Below are 17,453 nucleotides of genomic sequence, written 5' to 3' on the forward strand. Positions count from 1 at the left end.
TTTATTCTTCTAATCTGATGTCTAGTCCAAGACCTTTTAATTCATGCATTAATACATTGAATGATTCAGGTAATCCTGGTTCTGGCATAGTTTCTCCTTTAACGATTGCTTCGTAAGTTTTAGCTCTACCAATAACGTCATCCGATTTTACCGTCAAGATTTCACGTAATGTACTAGATGCTCCATAAGCCTCTAATGCCCAAACCTCCATCTCTCCAAAACGCTGACCTCCAAACTGAGCTTTACCTCCTAATGGTTGTTGCGTGATCAATGAGTAAGGACCAATAGAACGTGCGTGCATCTTATCATCTACCATGTGACCAAGTTTCAGCATATAGATAACCCCAACAGTTGCACGTTGGTGGAATCTTTCTCCTGTACCTCCATCATATAAGTAAGTGTGTCCAAAACGTGGTATACCTGCCTCATCTGTAAGAGCATTAATTTGATCTAATTCTGCACCATCGAAGATTGGAGTCGCATACTTTTTACCAAGTTTTTGACCAGCCCATCCTAATACTGTTTCATAAATCTGTCCAATGTTCATACGAGAAGGTACCCCTAATGGGTTCAATACGATATCTACTGGTGTTCCATCTTCTAAGAAAGGCATATCCTCATCTCTAACGATACGAGCTACAATACCTTTATTACCGTGACGTCCAGCCATCTTATCTCCTACACGTAATTTACGTTTTTTAGCAATATAAACTTTCGCTAATTTCAAAATTCCAGATGGTAACTCATCCCCTACTGTAATCATGAATTTCTCTCTTCTTAGAACTCCTTGAAGATCGTTTAACTTGATTTTGTAGTTGTGGATTAAATCAGTAATCATACTGTTTGTCTCCTCATCAGTTGTCCATTGACCTTTTGTTAAGTGTGCGAAATCTTCTACAGCAAATAACATTTTTTGAGTAAATTTCTTACCTTTTGGTAAAATCTCTTCTCCTAAATCATTCAATACACCTTGAGATGTTTTACCATTCACGATGAAGAATAATTTCTCAACTAAACGCTCTTTTAACTCGTTGAATTTAACTTCAAATCTAGTTTCTAATAAAGCCAATTCGTCTTTATCTTTTGAACGTTTACGTTTATCTTTTACTGCTCTTGCGAACAATTTTTTATCTAATACAACACCTCTTAATGATGGTGAAGCTTTTAATGAAGCATCTTTAACGTCTCCTGCTTTATCACCAAAGATAGCGCGTAATAATTTTTCTTCTGGAGTAGGATCAGACTCTCCTTTAGGAGTGATCTTACCAATAAGAATATCACCAGGCTTAACTTCAGCTCCAATGCGGATCATACCGTTTTCATCTAAGTCTTTTGTTGCCTCTTCAGAAACGTTAGGGATATCGTTAGTTAACTCTTCGTTACCTAATTTAGTATCTCTCACTTCTAAAGTATAGTCATCAATGTGGATAGATGTAAAGATATCTTCACGTACTACTCTTTCACAAATTACGATAGCATCCTCGAAGTTGTATCCTTTCCATGGCATGAACGCCACTTTCAAGTTACGACCTAAAGCTAACTCTCCTTGTTGAGTAGCGTATCCTTCACAAAGTACTTGACCTTTAGTAACTCTATCACCTCTTCTTACGATTGGTTTCAAGTTGATACTTGTACTTTGATTCGTTTTTCTAAACTTAATTAAGTTGTATGTTTTCTCATCTGGATCAAAGCTGATTAAACGCTCTTCATCAGTACGATCATATTTGATAATGATCTTCTGTGCATCAACATACTCAACAGTACCTTCACCTTCAGCATTAATTAAAACACGCGAATCTGAAGCTACTTGTCTTTCTAATCCAGTACCTACGATTGGAGATTCTGGACGTAATAATGGAACTGCTTGACGCATCATGTTAGATCCCATCAACGCACGGTTCGCATCATCGTGCTCTAAGAAAGGAATCAAAGAAGCAGAAATAGAAGCAATCTGGTTTGGAGCAACGTCAGTGAAGTGGATATCTTTTGGTTCCACTACAGGGAAATCTCCCTCTTCTTTAACAACTACTCTTTCTTCAGTAATGTTTCCTTCAGCATCTACAGGAACGTTTGCCTGAGCAATTAACATTCCTTCTTCTTCCTCAGCACTTAAATAAATAGGATCATTAAAGATATCAACTTTACCTTCCACTACTGGACGATAAGGAGTCTCGATGAATCCCATATTATTAACTTTAGCATATACAGCTAAAGATGAAATCAAACCAATGTTTGGTCCCTCTGGAGTCTCAATAGGACATAAACGTCCGTAGTGAGTATAGTGAACGTCACGTACCTCGAAACCTGCTCTCTCTCTAGATAAACCTCCAGGTCCTAAAGCTGATAAACGACGTTTGTGAGTAATCTCAGCTAATGGATTCGTTTGATCCATAAATTGAGACAACTGGTTCGTTCCAAAGAATGAATTAATAACTGAAGACAAAGTCTTAGCGTTAATCAAATCGATAGGAGTAAACACCTCGTTATCACGTACGTTCATACGCTCACGAATTGTTCTAGCCATACGAGCTAAACCAACACCAAACTGAGCTGATAATTGCTCTCCTACAGTTCTAACACGACGGTTAGATAAGTGGTCGATATCATCGATCTCAGCTTTTGAGTTAATTAATTCAATCAAGTACTTAACAATAGTGATAATATCCTCTTTTGTTAAAACTTGTTTGTCAATTGGAGTATCAAGATTAAGTTTTTTGTTCATTCTATAACGACCAACTTCACCTAGATTGTAACGTTGATCAGAGAAGAACAATTTATCAATAATACCACGTGCAGTTTCCTCATCTGGCGGTTCTGCATTACGCAACTGACGGTAGATGTGCTCTACTGCCTCTTTTTCAGAGTTCGTAGGGTCCTTCTGTAACGTATTATGTATGATGGCATAATCTGCCTGATTATTATCTTCTTTATGTAAAAGGATAGTTTTAACGTTAGCCTCAATGATTTCTTCGATATTATCTTTATCTAGGACTGTATCACGGTCTAAGATAATCTCATTTCTCTCAATTGAAACAACCTCTCCTGTATCCTCATCTACGAAATCCTCATGCCAAGTGTTTAACACACGTGCAGCAAGACGTCTTCCGCTATATTTTTTTAGTCCTGTCTTTGATACTTTAACCTCTTCTGCTAAGTCGAAAATCTCTAGGATATCCTTGTCTCTTTCGAACCCGATAGCACGGAATAACGTTGTAACAGGTAACTTTTTCTTTCTATCGATATAAGCGTACATCACGCTATTAATATCGGTAGCAAACTCAATCCATGATCCCTTAAAAGGAATTACTCTCGCCGAATATAACTTAGTTCCATTTGCATGGAATGACTGTCCAAAGAAAACACCAGGTGAACGGTGTAATTGTGAAACTACTACACGCTCTGCTCCATTGATTACGAATGTACCACTAGGCGCCATGTACGGAATTGTTCCTAAATAAACATCTTGAACTATAGTTTCAAAATCTTCATGTTCAGGATCAGTACAGTACAACTTCAAACGCGCTTTAAGCGGAACGCTATAAGTCAGTCCTCTATCAATACATTCTTCGATTGAATAACGAGGAGGATCAACAAAGTAATCAAGGAACTCCAACACGAACTGGTTTCTTGTATCAGTAATCGGGAAGTTCTCCATGAAGGTATTGTATAAACCTTCCTTACCTCTCTCTTCAGATTTCGTTTCTAATTGAAAGAAATCTTTAAAAGACTTTACCTGAATATCCAAGAAATCTGGATAAGCTGGAATGTTCTTTGTCGAGGCAAAATTTAATCTTTCAGTCTGATTTGTGATCATCAATGGACAAAAAATTTTGATTAGAATTTGAATTGTATTTTACGCAAAATCTCTTTATACGCAAAATGGTTTAGGCCTGTGGGAAGCCTCCCAAGACCTAAACCTAAAATATTTTTTAGAAAAAAACTATTTAAGCTCTACTACAGCTCCAGCTTCTTCTAATGCTTTTTTAAGACCTTCAGCCTCATCTTTAGAAACTCCTTCTTTGATGTTAGCTGGTGTAGAATCTACGATATCTTTAGCTTCTTTTAATCCTAAACCTGTTAATTCTTTAACAGCTTTAACTACAGCTAATTTAGAAGCTCCAGCTTCTTTTAATACTACAGTGAATTCAGTTTGCTCTTCAGCAGCTTCACCTGCAGCTCCACCTGCAACTACTACAGCAGCAGCAGCTGGTTCGATTCCGTACTCATCTTTTAATATAGTTGCTAATTCGTTAACTTCTTTTACAGTTAAGCTAACTAATTGTTCTGCGAATTGTTTCAAATCTGCCATTTTTCTATCTTTTAATGATTTGTAAAAATATAATTTATTAATGTGCGTTCTACTGAACTTTAAAAACTGGATCTAGTCGTAGACTATTCTTCGTCTTTAAATTGGTTTTTAAGAGCTGAAATAACTCTTTGAGCTGGTGATTGAAGTAATCCAATGATTTCTCCAATAACTTCTTCTTTAGATTTAATAGCAACTAATGCATCTAAATTCTCATCTCCGATGTAGATTTCTTCATTGATATAAGCTCCTTTTAAAGCTGGAATCGTTGATTTTTTTCTGAAATCTTTGATGATTTTAGCAGGTCCATTTGCAACTTCTGCAAATAAAACAGCACTATTTCCTTTTAAAGTAGAAGGTAACTCTTCGTAATTTTTATCTGAAGCTTCCATCGCTTTTGCAAGCAATGTATTCTTAACTACTTCAATTTTAATTCCAGCTTTGTTACAAGCTCTTCTTAAGTTTGAAGTAACTTCAGCATTCAATCCTGATATATCTGCGATATAGAAGATATTAGCGTCAGCTAACTTAGCTTTTAAATCTTCTATCGCTACTGCTTTCTGTTCTCTAGTCATACGAATAATTATTTATTTACCAATTATACTGCTTTAGGATCTAAAGCAATAGCAGGGCTCATAGTACTAGATATATTAATAGACTTGATATAAGTACCTTTAGCTGCAGTTGGTTTTAATTTGATTAATGTTTGGATTAATTCAGCTGCATTCTCAGTAATTTTTTGAGCCTCGAAAGAAACTTTACCGATAGATGCGTGAACAATACCAGTTTTATCAACTTTAAAATCGATTTTACCAGCTTTCACTTCTTGAACAGCTTTCGCTACGTCCATAGTTACAGTTCCTGTTTTAGGGTTTGGCATTAAACCTCTTGGTCCTAAAATACGACCTAAAGGACCTAATTTACCCATAACAGCAGGCATAGTGATGATAACATCAACATCTGTCCAACCGTCTTTAATCTTTTGTAAGTACTCATCTAGTCCAACATAGTCAGCCCCAGCAGCTAAAGCTTCAGCTTCTTTATCAGGAGTAACCAATGCTAACACTCTTACATCTTTACCTGTTCCGTGAGGTAACGTAACCACACCACGAACCATTTGATTAGCTTTACGTGGGTCTACACCTAAACGTACAGCGATATCTACAGACTCGTCAAATTTTGCAGAAGCAACTTCTTTAATCAATGCAGATGCATCTTTCAAAGAATATAATCTATTCTTTTCAATTTTAGCAGCAGCCTCTTTTTGCTTTTTCGTTAATTTTGCCATTTCTTCTTTCTTTTACAATTAAAAAGGAGCAGTTCCAGTTACTGAAATTCCCATAGATCTTGCAGTTCCTGCAATCATACTCATAGCTGCCTCAACAGTAAATGCATTTAAATCAGGCATTTTGTCTTCCGCAATAGCACGAACTTGTTCCCAAGTTACGCTAGCTACTTTTTTTCTATTAGGCTCACCAGATCCAGATTTCACTTTCGCAGCCTCTAATAATTGAACAGCAGCAGGTGGCGTTTTAACAACAAAGTCAAATGATTTGTCTTTGTATACAGTAATTTGTACTGGTAAAATTTTGCCAGGTTTATCTTGTGTTCTAGCGTTGAATTGCTTACAGAACTCCATGATATTAACTCCAGCAGCCCCCAAAGCAGGTCCAACCGGTGGCGATGGGTTCGCTGCACCTCCCTTAACTTGTAGTTTAACTACTTTACTAATTTCTTTTGCCATTTCTTAAAAAATTTGGCACATCTCATTTGGAAGCCAAGATGTGACTATTGTAACATTATAATTTTTCTACTTGTGTGAAACTTAACTCTAATGGTGTTTTTCTTCCAAAAATCTTAACCATTACTTCTAGTTTACGTTTCTCTTCATTAATGTTTTCGATTGTACCATCGAATCCATTGAATGGTCCATCGATAACTTTCACAGACTCCCCTACTTCGTAAGGAATAACACCTGTTTCAACTTTTACAGCTAGTTCATCGACTCTACCTAACATTCTGTTTACTTCAGACTCACGTAAAGGAAGTGGGTCTCCCCCTCTTTCTCCACCTAAGAAACCAATAACACCTGTTATAGATTTAATAGCGTGAGGAACTTCACCTGTTAAGTTAGCTTCTATCATAACATAACCTGGGAAGTAAACACGTTCTGTAGTTTTCTTTTTACCATCTTTTACAGTCACTACTTTTTCAGTAGGTACTAATACTTGTGATAAGTAATCTGATAAACCTAAACGAGCAATTTCAGTTTCGATATAATTCTTAACCTTATTCTCCTGTCCACTTACCGCACGAACCACATACCATTTTTTGACACTTGTATCAGCCATAATATCTTTTTTATTCCTTATGCTCTAGCCCAATTATAAAATACTCCTAACGCTCTTCCGAACACAGTGTCTACACCCCATGTTGCTAAAGAAAACAAAATTGCAAAAATAGCAACTATTATAGTGTATCGTTGAACTTCTGACCACGGAGACCAAGTAACATTACTTTTTAACTCTGTGAAAGCATCTGATATGTAATTAAAAACCTTTGCCATGTTAATATTGTTTTTGCACGGGTGGAGGGATTCGAACCCCCATCAACGGTTTTGGAGACCGCTATTCTACCCTTGAACTACACCCGTTTGTTAATAAAAGTCAGTGGCCTTAACCACTGACTTTTGTGATTTATTTATCCTAAAAAGAATTAGTCTAAAATTTCAGTTACCTGACCAGCACCTACTGTTCTACCACCTTCACGGATAGCGAAACGTAAACCTACTGATAAAGCGATTGGGCTTAATAACTCAACAGTGATAGTTAAGTTATCTCCAGGCATAACCATCTCAGTTCCTTCTGGTAATTGGATTGTTCCAGTTACGTCAGTTGTACGAACGTAGAATTGAGGACGGTAGTTGTTATGGAATGGAGTGTGACGTCCACCTTCTTCTTTTTTCAAGATATAAACCTCAGCTTTGAATCTAGCGTGTGGTTTTACTGAACCTGGTTTACAAATAACCATACCACGACGGATATCAGTTTTGTCAATACCTCTCAATAATAAACCTACGTTATCTCCAGCTTCTCCACGGTCTAAGATTTTACGGAACATCTCAACTCCTGTAATAGTAGAAGTTAATTTGTCAGCTCCCATACCGATGATTTCAACAGCATCTCCTGTATTAGCAACTCCAGTTTCGATACGTCCTGTAGCAACAGTTCCACGTCCTGTAATTGTAAATACGTCTTCTACTGGCATTAAGAATGGTTTCTCATTATCACGTACTGGCTCTTCGATCCAAGCATCAACTTCATCCATTAAGTGTAATAATGCATCAACCCATTTTTGCTCTCCGTTTAATGCTCCTAAAGCAGAACCTTGAACAACTGGTCCATTATCACCGTCGTATTGGTAGAAAGATAATAAATCTCTTACTTCCATTTCAACAAGCTCTAATAACTCAGCATCATCAACTAAGTCAACTTTGTTTAAGAATACAACGATTCTTGGAATACCTACCTGACGTCCTAAAAGGATGTGCTCACGAGTTTGTGGCATTGGTCCATCAGTAGCAGCAACTACTAAGATAGCACCATCCATTTGTGCAGCACCAGTAACCATGTTTTTCACGTAATCCGCGTGACCTGGACAGTCAACGTGTGCATAGTGACGGTTTTTAGTTTGGTACTCTACGTGAGAAGTGTTAATTGTAATACCACGCTCTTTCTCTTCTGGAGCATTATCAATTGAATCAAATGAACGAGCTTCTGAGAATCCTGCGTCAGCTAATACTTTAGTAATAGCAGCAGTAGTAGTAGTTTTACCGTGGTCAACGTGTCCGATAGTACCGATGTTTAAGTGCGGTTTCGAACGGTCAAAAGTTTCCTTTGCCATGATTTAATAATTTAATCTTAGTTATATAATTAGTGTTCAAATATAATAAAAAAACCTGAGCCAATGACGGGATTTGAACCCGTGACCTCTTCCTTACCAAGGAAGCACTCTACCCCTGAGCTACACCGGCAGATGTCTCTTATTCTCTGTGGGGAGAGCAGGATTCGAACCTGCGAAGGTTACCCAACGGATTTACAGTCCGTCCTCGTTGGCCGCTTGAGTATCTCCCCTCAAACATTTGTTTGATCTTACTTTTCTTTGAGCCGATGGAGGGACTCGAACCCACGACCTGCTGATTACAAATCAGCTGCTCTAGCCAGCTGAGCTACACCGGCAAATGACTCAATAGAAAAAGTCCGCTATTTCTAACGGACTGCAAATGTATATATTTTATTGATTAAAAAAAACAATTTACTTATTTTTTTAAATTAATGAGCTTTCATTTTCTCTTTATGTTTTACCAATAATCTCTCTAAAGCATCAGCACCAGCGTCAACTCCTTCTTCAAAAGTTTTACATGTTTTTTTAACGATCATTTCGTCACCAGGAACCAATAATTTTAACTCCGTAATTTTATTTTCTTTATCTGTTGTGTTTTCTAATTTAAAAAATACGTCTACTGAAACTATCTTATCATAAAACTTTTCAATTTTCGCCAAACGCTCATTTGCAAAATCTACTAGCTTACGATCCACATTGAAATTAATAGCTTGAATGTTCACTTTCATAATTAACGGTTTTAAATGGTTATTTTTTATTATTTCTTCCCCTCGGATGCGAACTCTGATACACCTTCTTTAACTCGCTTAAATTAATCTGTGCATAAGCTTGAGTTGTCGATAAGCTTTCATGTCCCATTAACTCCTTAATTGAGTTAATATCCGCACCTCCTTCTAAGAGATGCGTTGCAAACGAGTGACGCAACATATGAGGACTTTTCTTCTCCTTCGTTGTTGTATTACTAAAGTAACCATTTATAATTCGATACACAAGCATTTCATCAATTTTCTTACCTGAATTATTTGTTAAAAGTGCCTTTATTTCTCCTTTATCAGCTAACACTATCCGCCTTACATCTAAATACTTTTTAAGCAACTGCTCTAACTCAGACAACATTGGTACAATACGTTCTTTCGCTCCTTTACCATACACCCTAACCTGATGCAAATAAAAATCTACATCTTCGACTTCTAAAGCAACTAACTCCGCTCTACGCAAACCAAGACAGTATAACATCTCCACTACTACCAAATCCCTTAAGGAATCAAAATCATCCTTTCCTTCAAACATTGCTCTTACAGCATCTATCTCTTTTAGAGAAAATGGCAATTGCAATTTCTTCTCCACTTTTAGTGATTTATGTAGAAACAAAGGATTAGTATCCACAACCTCGATTTTAAGTAGGAATTTATAAAACGAACTAAGAGCACTCGTTTTCCTATTAATAGATCTATTCGTTAAACCTTGCTCAGATAATTCCACAATCCATAAACGTACACCATCATACCCTACCTTTAGATAATCTAAAGACAATCCTTCTAAAAAAGTAACAAAGTCAGAAATATCATTCTGATAAGCCTCTACTGTCTTATCAGAATACTTTCTCTCTTTCTCTATATACTCGATAAACTTTTCTAAATTTTCAAACATAAAAAAAACCGTTGCAACAAAGTTAATACTTTATTACAACGGTTATTTTATTTAAGACAATACTTCTTAGATTTCTACTGAATCTCTTAAGTGTTGTACATATGCAGCTTTTTGCATTTTGTCTCTTTTAAGAACAGATGGTTTCAAGAATGCCTGACGAGATCTTAACTGACGTAAAGTTCCAGTTCTGTCAAATTTTCTTTTATAGCGCTTTAGTGCTCTATCGATATTTTCTCCGTCTTTAATTGGAATGATCAACATGTTTTCATACACCTCCTCTCATTAGTGGTGCAAAAGTAAAACTTTTTTTATTCATAGCAATAAAAAAATACTTTTTTTCAAACATTTAATTATTTCTCCACTAAGAGACTATATTCTTATCTCTTAGAAAAAAGCAGATATAAAAGATACACACATAGATATAAGAATGAAAAGGAAATAAGTCATCATTCCTTTAAATGCTACATCTATACTCGAATTATCTCTACCTTCTAAAGCGTGTTTCACTTTAGAAGAGAAAGTAAACAATCCCAAAGCAGACATAAATTGAATTCCTAATAGCACTATTGATAGTACTCCTTTAATAATTCCCATTTTAAAACTTACAAAAACACTAAACAATGAGAATAATGCTCCTATAAACCCTAAAACTGCTAAAAACAATCCCCAACTAGAAATAGTTTTTATATATCCTTGTGCATTTGCTGTAAATGCTAATTTTTTATTTTCAGTACTCATCTTTTATCAATTTTTAATTTTAAAACACTGGTTTAAAGTCCAAGTCCTCCACCTGCAAGCCCCATAATCATTCCGCCAAAAGCAATCATACTAAGTATGAATGTAGCAATAAAAACTATAGCTAATATACCACTCACCACAAAATAAGTTTTCAATTCTTTAAGAGCTGCTTCTAATTCTTGATTGTCTTCTTTCATAATACTAGAAGCCGATAAAGTAGAGAAGCGCATTAATTTTACCATTAAGAAAATAAACACTGCTGTAAAAGCAAGCATTAATAATCCAATAAACATAAATATTCCACCTCCTAAAAGTCCTAAACCTCCCATACCAGGTATAGAACTTGCTACTGCAGATCCTCCGAATAAAACTCCTAAAGAAGCCAAAACTAGAATAGCACCAAAAATAAATCCTACAATACTAAAAGCTTTAGTATAAGTACTAGTTTTTTCTAAATGAAATCTAGTTTCTGTTGGAACTACAATAAGTTCCCTGTCATCTACCATGTTATTAAAATCCATTTTCAAACATATTTTTTAAAGTTATTACAGAATAAAGATACTTAATTTTATGTTAATTCAAATAGGCACTACTAAAAAATATTTTTAGTTAATCAAAAAAGACAAGTAATATTAACGCCACTCTCTTAATACATAACTCTTAACAGTATTAAATAAAGCATTCTATTGTAAAATAGTCACTTTGATAACAGTTCTAAGTTCACATCACTTACTAAAACACAAAAGTTGGCTACTTAGCCAACTTCTGTTATTACTTCTAAACAACTAATTACTCGCTAACCACATCTTAAACTCACTTACTCTCTCTCTACTAACGATAACCTCATCAGTATAATTCTTCATTACCAGTTTAAGGCGAGAAGTAGATAACTGTACTATCTGTTCGATATAATCTATACACACCACCTGATAACGATTTACTCGATAAAACTTAGCAGGATCTACTATTTTAATCACTGCTTCTATCGAGCTCTCTTCTAAGAGATGTGATCTCCCATCTACTGTAGAGATATACACCCCCCTATCTTCTCTATAGAAACACACGACCTCATCTACCAACACCATTTTTATTTGCATTCCCACTTTTATCATCAGCCGTTTAGCATAGCTACTACCACCTATACTTTGTCTTAGAGTTTGTACAGTCTGTGTAGTATTGCGCTGTTGTGCTTTATATTTATTAATAGCTCCTACCAAGTCAGCAGGATCTATTGGTTTTAGTAAATAGTCAATACTATTTAGCTTAAAAGCCTTTATAGCGTAGTGATCAAAGCTGGTCACAAAGATGATAGCACTCTTAATCTCTACTTGCTCGAATATTTCTAAAGACAATCCATCCGCTAATTGTATATCTGCAAATATTAAATCAGGATGTTCATGTTGCATAAACCAAGGGATAGCCTCACCTACAGAATACAGTGTTTCTTGTACTGTAAATCCTAACTTCTCCAATTCGCGTGTCAGCAACCTTGCTGCAGGCTTTTCATCTTCTATAATTACTATATTCATAACTTATCGTTTCTAAACAAACCCGGATTATGTGATAGACCAATTAACGAGAGTTAATTATACAAAATAGCTCTGAACTTATAAAAAAAGCATACTCGAGTATGGTTTTTAGAAAAAGTGATAGAGATATAAAGTAGAATTAGCTCGCAGTATTGGGCTAATGCGAAATCTGGGTTAATGGTATTCGTACACTAAAACTATCTTCGCTATCTCTTATTTCTATTTCTTGTTTAAACAGCAATTGACTGCGTTTAGACAAATTCTGTAATCCTACTCCTGCAGAATCTACCTGCTTAGGTTTTGCACATCTCTCATTCCACAGTACTAATCCCCCCTCTTCTATTTTTAATAATACCTTAATCTTTCCTTCAGAAGGAATAGTGTTGTGCTTAACTACATTCTCTATTAGAATCTGTAGACTTAAAGTAGGCAATAGAATATCTACATACTTCTCTACCTCATCCGATATCTCAAAGTCAATAGCATTGTCATACCTTACATTTAATAGATATACATAATCTTTAATAAAAGCTAACTCATCGCCTAAAGCACAAGAGGTATGATCTAACTTCTCTAACACATATCTGTAAATCTTAGAGAAAGAACGAGCAAATTGTTCTGCCTTCACAGGATCCTCTTGTATAGTACTAATCAGCACATTTAAATTATTAAATAAAAAGTGTGGTGACAACTGCTCTTTCATACTCTCTATCTGACTCTTCTGTAAGGCTATCTCCATCTCTTTATTCTTAATCTCCAACAATCGCAATTGATCGTGATATGCAAATGTGAAAACAATCAATAAAATAAACACACTCAACAATACTATCCCTAAAAAGTTTCCAAACTGAAGGTGATTACCACTAAAGAACTTACTAAAAGGAATATCATAGAACAAATTCAATAGCGTACCTAAGAATATATAATAAGAGAACACAGATGTAAGTACTCCATTAATAAAGAATACAATATTGCGGTACATCTTACTCATTGGTAAACTATTCTTAGCATCTCTTCTATCCATCAACATACAAACAAATGAACTCGTCAATACATTAGTTGCATAGATTAGTATTGACAATACAAACGAAAAGAAAGTATTCTTTATGAAACGATAATTAACCAACATCTCTCCAAATGTCATTCCTTTATCCTGAAAAGAGTAATAGGATATAGCTAAACTAGTAAGTATTCCTATAATACTCGCTAACACAATATGTCTTCGCCAATTGACCACCATAATTCCCTTTTTTATACAATGTACAAATATCTCAAATACGATATATAACGCAAGCCGTTTTTATTACTTGTTCTTACATATTTCTTGCGTCTTTACTGCCCAATCTTTTCCCCATGATGGATAGAATGGTACATCGCTTTTCTGCTGATCAAATAACACAATAGACTTCTCTAACATCTGGCAGTAGTATGGTATATCTACTTTCATAAACTTAGCACTGTTTAGATGAAAGCTTGCCAACGAATACACTGCTCTTGGGTTGTTAGGATTTAGTTTGACAGCCTGCTCATAAGCTTTGTTAATAATAGGGCTTTGAGTCATTCCTTTATTCATAGGATCAGTTATTAATTCTAATGTTTCATTTAACCCTTTCAACACATACCACTCATCCCCTCCTACTGTTATCCATTGGTCTATCAATATTCTATTTCTCTCTATGATATCCTCTACATCATCCCCTTGTGGGTTATTAAACCCTTGTGTAACCTCTATAAACACTTTATAATACACCGGAATCCAGTTCTCTTTGTCCATAGTTGCTACTCGATCTAAGATTGCGACAGCTTCTTTTGGATGTCCATCTTGCCATTGTTGTAATGCCTTTTGCATTCCTAACTCGTATTTAGATTGAGCAAATCCCATTAGGCTAAATACACTAAAAACTAAAGTAAATAATTTCTTCATTTGATTAATTGTTTGGTTATAGGATAAAATTACGCTGTTCTATACACGACGAGAAACTAAGTTGTGTGAACTGTTGTTTATCGCGCGCCAACCGTTACTACAAATTATCTAATTGATTTGACTTCTTGTTTGAACTGATTGTCCACATAAATCCAATATATACAAATCTCTTTGCTGTTGGATTTATCACATCTGGCTGTCCGCCTTGTTGAGTAAACTGATATGCATACACAGGATTGCGACCTAACAGATTATCCACTGATGCATACAGTATCTTTTGTGCACTTAATAGATAAGCCCAACTCATACTTACATTGTGTATCTGACTACTTTTATACACTACCTTATCTGTAGTGTCGGTATTATAGAAATGTCGAGGAGTAGTAAAGTTATACGTCATACTCACTTGTGACTTCCATTGCTCTATCCAGTACTTCGTCACTACAGAGAAGTTATGCTTAGCTACATAAGACGGTTGTACCCACTCATCCCAATACATCTCTTTTCGCTTAGAGTCAATGTAGGTATAAGTAATCCAGTAATTAAAGTTCTTAAATGTGTTGCTATCTTTCCAGAACACATCAAATCCTTTTGCATATCCCCCTCCTAATTGAGAATACTGACTTGGTTTACCCATTGGTGTCAACAGTAGTTTGCTATAGTCTTTATAGAATACCTCAGCTCTAAGCATTCTCTTTTTGAACTCATACGTATAGTTAAAAATATAGTGATCTGCCTGCATCCAATCTTCTTGCTTTAATGAAATAGCTTGTTCTAAATTTAAAGCTTGATTAAACACTCCATAAGACAGCGATACTTGTTGTTTTGTATCCATCTGGTAAGTAAGCATGGTTCTTGGTTCTATTGTCCAATCAGAAATTGTTGAGTATTTATTCACTCTTACCCCTGCTCTTAATGATACCCCAGATCCAATATTCCAATTGTTCTCAAAAAACAAGGCAAACCTCGTAGCATCTGTTTCATTATTAGTAGAATATTTTCCGATGCTGCGTGTCAAGTCTAACTGTGCTACTTGCACATCAGCACCAATAAAAGATTGCCACTTGCTGTTCCACTGATAAGACAATTTTACTTTCTGATTTAAATCCCAATTCTTTCTACCAATATGCTTTTCATTACTATCTCCTTTATAGTCTGAGTATCCTAATCCTGTTCCTACATCTAATCGCATGTATGGAGATAGCTTTTTAAAGTAAAGGCTATTCATATACACATTATTTGATTTAAAAGCTAATGTATCTACTCTGTTACTTGGTTCTATCTCTTGTTCATACTTGATAGAGGTAAAGTCTACTGCTGTATATAATTTATATCCCCCGTCTTTCACCTCTCTCTTATACACCACCTCTGCCGAAGCTGTATTAAAAGGCTTTTTACTATTATATCGCTGTTTTACCAGTGCTGTATATGCTCCTAAATTTAGATAGTTAAGACTGTATGACAGTGAATTCTTTCCCCATTGATGAGTCTGCCCAAAGCTAACGCCTACTGTAGAGATGGAGATATCCTTACGAGAAGGGTCTATATCATCAGATGTATCTAACTGTAATACTCCTGACAAGGCATCCCCAAACTCTGCGCTATATCCTCCTGCCGAAAAAGACATCCCTTTAAACAAGAAAGGATTGAACTTAGAACGCACTGGTACATTACCTACTGATGCTGTATAAGGTTGAAACACCTTTATTCCATTCACATAGATACCACTCTCATCTGCCTTACCTCCTCTTATCAATAATCTTCCATCCTCACCATTAGTCTGTGCACCAGGCATCGTACTTAATACTCCTATAATATTCCCAGGGCTTCCAGCTGTACTTACTACATCCATAGCATTAAGTCCAATGCTCTCTGCTCTCTCTCTTTTATTTTTACTCTTAGCGATTACTACTATTTCGCCCAATAGATCGTCCTGTCCACTCATCACGAAACTATTGGTGTAATCTTCTTTTGTATCGATATACACATCCATATTTCCGTATTGTGGATGCATTAGCTTTAGTACATCTTTTACTACAGTATCCTTTACAGTGAAGGTAAAGTATCCTTTAGCATCTGATAATGCTCCATCAAAGCTCTCTTCCAGATACACATTTACATTCTCTATTGGTTTATTTCTTTCATTAACCACTGTTCCTGATATGGTGATTGTCTGAGCCTGTACTGCTCCTAAAAACAGGGTTAATAACATACATAATAGTGTTCTCATCGTTGTATAGGTTCTTAATTACCTTACAAACGTAGCTTAGCGGCTGTGCTTCTGAAAAACTGTGCGCGCGAACTGTAGAATACGATGCGTGAATGGGGGTTGGTTAACGGTTAATGGTGGACAGTTTTAAGTGTGCGGTTAACCTAATCTACAATCCACGTCAAAGTAGAGACGCAATACTTTGCGTCTACCTCACAGTTTTAATAAACAATATCCAACACCCCATAAAATCAGTTAATACTCATTGTTATTTCAAAAGTAGCATACCTATAACAATAAGGTTTGTCTATTCTTCCTGATATAAAAAAAACGGTTAATAGCTTTTTACACTATTAACCGTTTGCTATTTATCTTCTATGCTAACTACGAAGTAGGTTTTTTTGCAATCTGTAGTTGTATTGTGATTGCTTTGTGGTAGACGCAAAGTATTGCGTCTCTACTGTATACATGGTGTATATCGTTCTCCACAAATAATTACTCTAAATCTCTATCCCTACACACATAAATAACACCTTCGTGTCCATCAAAGTCAAAAGCTTTGAGGTAAGTTAGTCCTATCTTTTCTAATACTCGTATAGATCCTATATTGTCTTTCATGGCTCTACCGATAATAAGTGTTTGCCCTAAGTATTTAAATCCATATTCAATACATGCTTTGGCACTTTCTGTAGCGTAACCTTTGTTCCAATGCTCTTCAAAAAAGCGGAAGCCTATATCTGTTTCATCTAAGTCGTTGCTGTACTTCAATCCGCACCATCCCAAAAACACATTATCTGACTTGCGGATAACAGCCCATCTACCAAAACCATTTTTCTTATAGTCATTATAGTTCTCTAAGAATAGTCTTGCTTCTTCTACATCCTTAAAGGCATCGTCTCCTGTATAACGTATCACATTAGGATTGAGATTCAATCGATAGAAATGCTCTGCATCATCTACTGTCAACTCTCGCAAGAATAATCGTTCTGTTTCTATAATATGGTTCATCTAAAAAATTACTATCTAACTAAGATACATTATTTTTTATTACTATCTGACAACGATCCGAATACACTTTACTAATCTACAGTACTATCTTACAACGAGAATAAGACATGAGTAAAACAAGATTTCTTCGAGAAAACAGGTTTGTACTCAATCATTCTCGGTGTATTGTCGTTGTATTGTCGAAGG

Annotated in this window: 18 protein-coding genes and 4 tRNA genes; all 22 read right to left on the bottom strand. The window is 35.6% G+C overall.

Features of this window, described 5'->3' with window-relative positions; genetic code table 11:
- Window position 1: 1 nt before the first annotated feature.
- The gene (gene rpoB / locus BMX53_RS00605; RefSeq protein WP_074744091.1) at window positions 2-3,814 is read right to left on the bottom strand and encodes a DNA-directed RNA polymerase subunit beta; all 3,813 of its coding nucleotides are present in this window, start codon (window positions 3,812-3,814) and stop codon (window positions 2-4) included.
- Window positions 3,815-3,940: 126 nt separating this feature from the next.
- Window positions 3,941-4,309, bottom strand: coding sequence for a 50S ribosomal protein L7/L12 (gene rplL / locus BMX53_RS00610; protein ID WP_038987518.1), 369 nt, complete (start codon window positions 4,307-4,309; stop codon window positions 3,941-3,943).
- Window positions 4,310-4,392: 83 nt separating this feature from the next.
- Window positions 4,393-4,881: a 50S ribosomal protein L10 gene (rplJ, locus tag BMX53_RS00615; protein ID WP_038987517.1), complete on the bottom strand. Its 489-nt coding sequence runs from the start codon at window positions 4,879-4,881 to the stop codon at window positions 4,393-4,395.
- Window positions 4,882-4,904: 23 nt separating this feature from the next.
- The gene (gene rplA / locus BMX53_RS00620; protein WP_038987516.1) at window positions 4,905-5,594 is read right to left on the bottom strand and encodes a 50S ribosomal protein L1; all 690 of its coding nucleotides are present in this window, start codon (window positions 5,592-5,594) and stop codon (window positions 4,905-4,907) included.
- 18 nt (window positions 5,595-5,612) lie between these two features.
- A complete protein-coding gene (gene rplK / locus BMX53_RS00625; protein WP_038987515.1) occupies window positions 5,613-6,050 on the bottom strand; it encodes a 50S ribosomal protein L11 in 438 nt (145 codons plus the stop codon).
- Between the two features lie 55 nt (window positions 6,051-6,105).
- Window positions 6,106-6,657: a transcription termination/antitermination protein NusG gene (gene nusG, locus BMX53_RS00630; protein ID WP_038987514.1), complete on the bottom strand. Its 552-nt coding sequence runs from the start codon at window positions 6,655-6,657 to the stop codon at window positions 6,106-6,108.
- A gap of 17 nt (window positions 6,658-6,674) precedes the next feature.
- Complete coding sequence (secE, locus tag BMX53_RS00635) at window positions 6,675-6,872, bottom strand: preprotein translocase subunit SecE (protein WP_038987513.1); 198 nt, start codon at window positions 6,870-6,872, stop codon at window positions 6,675-6,677.
- 16 nt (window positions 6,873-6,888) lie between these two features.
- Window positions 6,889-6,959: transfer RNA gene (locus tag BMX53_RS00640), tRNA-Trp, on the bottom strand.
- A gap of 62 nt (window positions 6,960-7,021) precedes the next feature.
- On the bottom strand, window positions 7,022-8,209 hold the full coding sequence (tuf, locus tag BMX53_RS00645; protein WP_038987512.1) for an elongation factor Tu: 1,188 nt from the start codon (window positions 8,207-8,209) through the stop codon (window positions 7,022-7,024).
- A gap of 58 nt (window positions 8,210-8,267) precedes the next feature.
- Window positions 8,268-8,339, bottom strand: a tRNA-Thr gene (locus BMX53_RS00650).
- Window positions 8,340-8,358: 19 nt separating this feature from the next.
- A tRNA-Tyr gene (locus tag BMX53_RS00655) sits at window positions 8,359-8,439 on the bottom strand.
- A gap of 31 nt (window positions 8,440-8,470) precedes the next feature.
- Window positions 8,471-8,544: transfer RNA gene (locus tag BMX53_RS00660), tRNA-Thr, on the bottom strand.
- Between the two features lie 93 nt (window positions 8,545-8,637).
- Complete coding sequence (hpf, locus tag BMX53_RS00665) at window positions 8,638-8,937, bottom strand: ribosome hibernation-promoting factor, HPF/YfiA family (RefSeq protein ID WP_038987511.1); 300 nt, start codon at window positions 8,935-8,937, stop codon at window positions 8,638-8,640.
- 19 nt (window positions 8,938-8,956) lie between these two features.
- Window positions 8,957-9,859 (bottom strand): tyrosine-type recombinase/integrase, encoded by a 903-nt coding sequence (locus BMX53_RS00670; RefSeq protein WP_074744093.1) that lies wholly within the window; start codon window positions 9,857-9,859, stop codon window positions 8,957-8,959.
- Between the two features lie 66 nt (window positions 9,860-9,925).
- Window positions 9,926-10,120, bottom strand: a complete 195-nt coding sequence (gene rpsU / locus BMX53_RS00675; RefSeq protein WP_038987509.1) for a 30S ribosomal protein S21 — start codon at window positions 10,118-10,120, stop codon at window positions 9,926-9,928.
- A 123-nt stretch (window positions 10,121-10,243) separates the two neighbouring features.
- The gene (locus tag BMX53_RS00680; RefSeq protein WP_074744095.1) at window positions 10,244-10,597 is read right to left on the bottom strand and encodes a hypothetical protein; all 354 of its coding nucleotides are present in this window, start codon (window positions 10,595-10,597) and stop codon (window positions 10,244-10,246) included.
- Window positions 10,598-10,629: 32 nt separating this feature from the next.
- Window positions 10,630-11,118 (bottom strand): DUF5362 family protein, encoded by a 489-nt coding sequence (locus BMX53_RS00685; RefSeq protein WP_074744097.1) that lies wholly within the window; start codon window positions 11,116-11,118, stop codon window positions 10,630-10,632.
- A 264-nt stretch (window positions 11,119-11,382) separates the two neighbouring features.
- The gene (locus BMX53_RS00690) at window positions 11,383-12,126 is read right to left on the bottom strand and encodes a LytR/AlgR family response regulator transcription factor (protein ID WP_074744099.1); all 744 of its coding nucleotides are present in this window, start codon (window positions 12,124-12,126) and stop codon (window positions 11,383-11,385) included.
- Window positions 12,127-12,283: 157 nt separating this feature from the next.
- Window positions 12,284-13,366 carry a sensor histidine kinase gene (locus BMX53_RS00695; protein ID WP_074744101.1) on the bottom strand — a complete coding sequence of 361 codons (1,083 nt, stop codon included), beginning with the start codon at window positions 13,364-13,366 and terminating at the stop codon, window positions 12,284-12,286.
- Between the two features lie 63 nt (window positions 13,367-13,429).
- The gene (locus tag BMX53_RS00700) at window positions 13,430-14,050 is read right to left on the bottom strand and encodes a tetratricopeptide repeat protein (protein ID WP_074744102.1); all 621 of its coding nucleotides are present in this window, start codon (window positions 14,048-14,050) and stop codon (window positions 13,430-13,432) included.
- Between the two features lie 97 nt (window positions 14,051-14,147).
- Entirely contained in the window at window positions 14,148-16,280 is a 2,133-nt protein-coding gene (locus BMX53_RS00705; protein ID WP_074744104.1) for a TonB-dependent receptor, read from the bottom strand.
- Between the two features lie 474 nt (window positions 16,281-16,754).
- Window positions 16,755-17,267 (bottom strand): GNAT family N-acetyltransferase, encoded by a 513-nt coding sequence (locus tag BMX53_RS00710; protein ID WP_074744106.1) that lies wholly within the window; start codon window positions 17,265-17,267, stop codon window positions 16,755-16,757.
- Window positions 17,268-17,453 lie beyond the last annotated feature (186 nt).

This window comes from Myroides marinus (assembly GCF_900109075.1).
Taxonomy (GTDB): domain Bacteria; phylum Bacteroidota; class Bacteroidia; order Flavobacteriales; family Flavobacteriaceae; genus Flavobacterium; species Flavobacterium marinum_A.

Coding starts and splice junctions, on each gene's coding strand:
- hpf (WP_038987511.1), bottom strand. CDS start 8,937: ATGAAAGTGAACATTCAAGCTATTAATTTCAATGTGGATCGTAAGCTA.
- secE (WP_038987513.1), bottom strand. CDS start 6,872: ATGGCAAAGGTTTTTAATTACATATCAGATGCTTTCACAGAGTTAAAA.
- BMX53_RS00705 (WP_074744104.1), bottom strand. CDS start 16,280: ATGAGAACACTATTATGTATGTTATTAACCCTGTTTTTAGGAGCAGTA.
- rplA (WP_038987516.1), bottom strand. CDS start 5,594: ATGGCAAAATTAACGAAAAAGCAAAAAGAGGCTGCTGCTAAAATTGAA.
- rpoB (WP_074744091.1), bottom strand. CDS start 3,814: ATGATCACAAATCAGACTGAAAGATTAAATTTTGCCTCGACAAAGAAC.
- rpsU (WP_038987509.1), bottom strand. CDS start 10,120: ATGTTGATCATTCCAATTAAAGACGGAGAAAATATCGATAGAGCACTA.
- tuf (WP_038987512.1), bottom strand. CDS start 8,209: ATGGCAAAGGAAACTTTTGACCGTTCGAAACCGCACTTAAACATCGGT.
- BMX53_RS00690 (WP_074744099.1), bottom strand. CDS start 12,126: ATGAATATAGTAATTATAGAAGATGAAAAGCCTGCAGCAAGGTTGCTG.
- rplK (WP_038987515.1), bottom strand. CDS start 6,050: ATGGCAAAAGAAATTAGTAAAGTAGTTAAACTACAAGTTAAGGGAGGT.
- BMX53_RS00700 (WP_074744102.1), bottom strand. CDS start 14,050: ATGAAGAAATTATTTACTTTAGTTTTTAGTGTATTTAGCCTAATGGGA.
- BMX53_RS00680 (WP_074744095.1), bottom strand. CDS start 10,597: ATGAGTACTGAAAATAAAAAATTAGCATTTACAGCAAATGCACAAGGA.
- nusG (WP_038987514.1), bottom strand. CDS start 6,657: ATGGCTGATACAAGTGTCAAAAAATGGTATGTGGTTCGTGCGGTAAGT.
- rplL (WP_038987518.1), bottom strand. CDS start 4,309: ATGGCAGATTTGAAACAATTCGCAGAACAATTAGTTAGCTTAACTGTA.
- BMX53_RS00685 (WP_074744097.1), bottom strand. CDS start 11,118: ATGGATTTTAATAACATGGTAGATGACAGGGAACTTATTGTAGTTCCA.
- BMX53_RS00670 (WP_074744093.1), bottom strand. CDS start 9,859: ATGTTTGAAAATTTAGAAAAGTTTATCGAGTATATAGAGAAAGAGAGA.
- BMX53_RS00695 (WP_074744101.1), bottom strand. CDS start 13,366: ATGGTGGTCAATTGGCGAAGACATATTGTGTTAGCGAGTATTATAGGA.
- BMX53_RS00710 (WP_074744106.1), bottom strand. CDS start 17,267: ATGAACCATATTATAGAAACAGAACGATTATTCTTGCGAGAGTTGACA.
- rplJ (WP_038987517.1), bottom strand. CDS start 4,881: ATGACTAGAGAACAGAAAGCAGTAGCGATAGAAGATTTAAAAGCTAAG.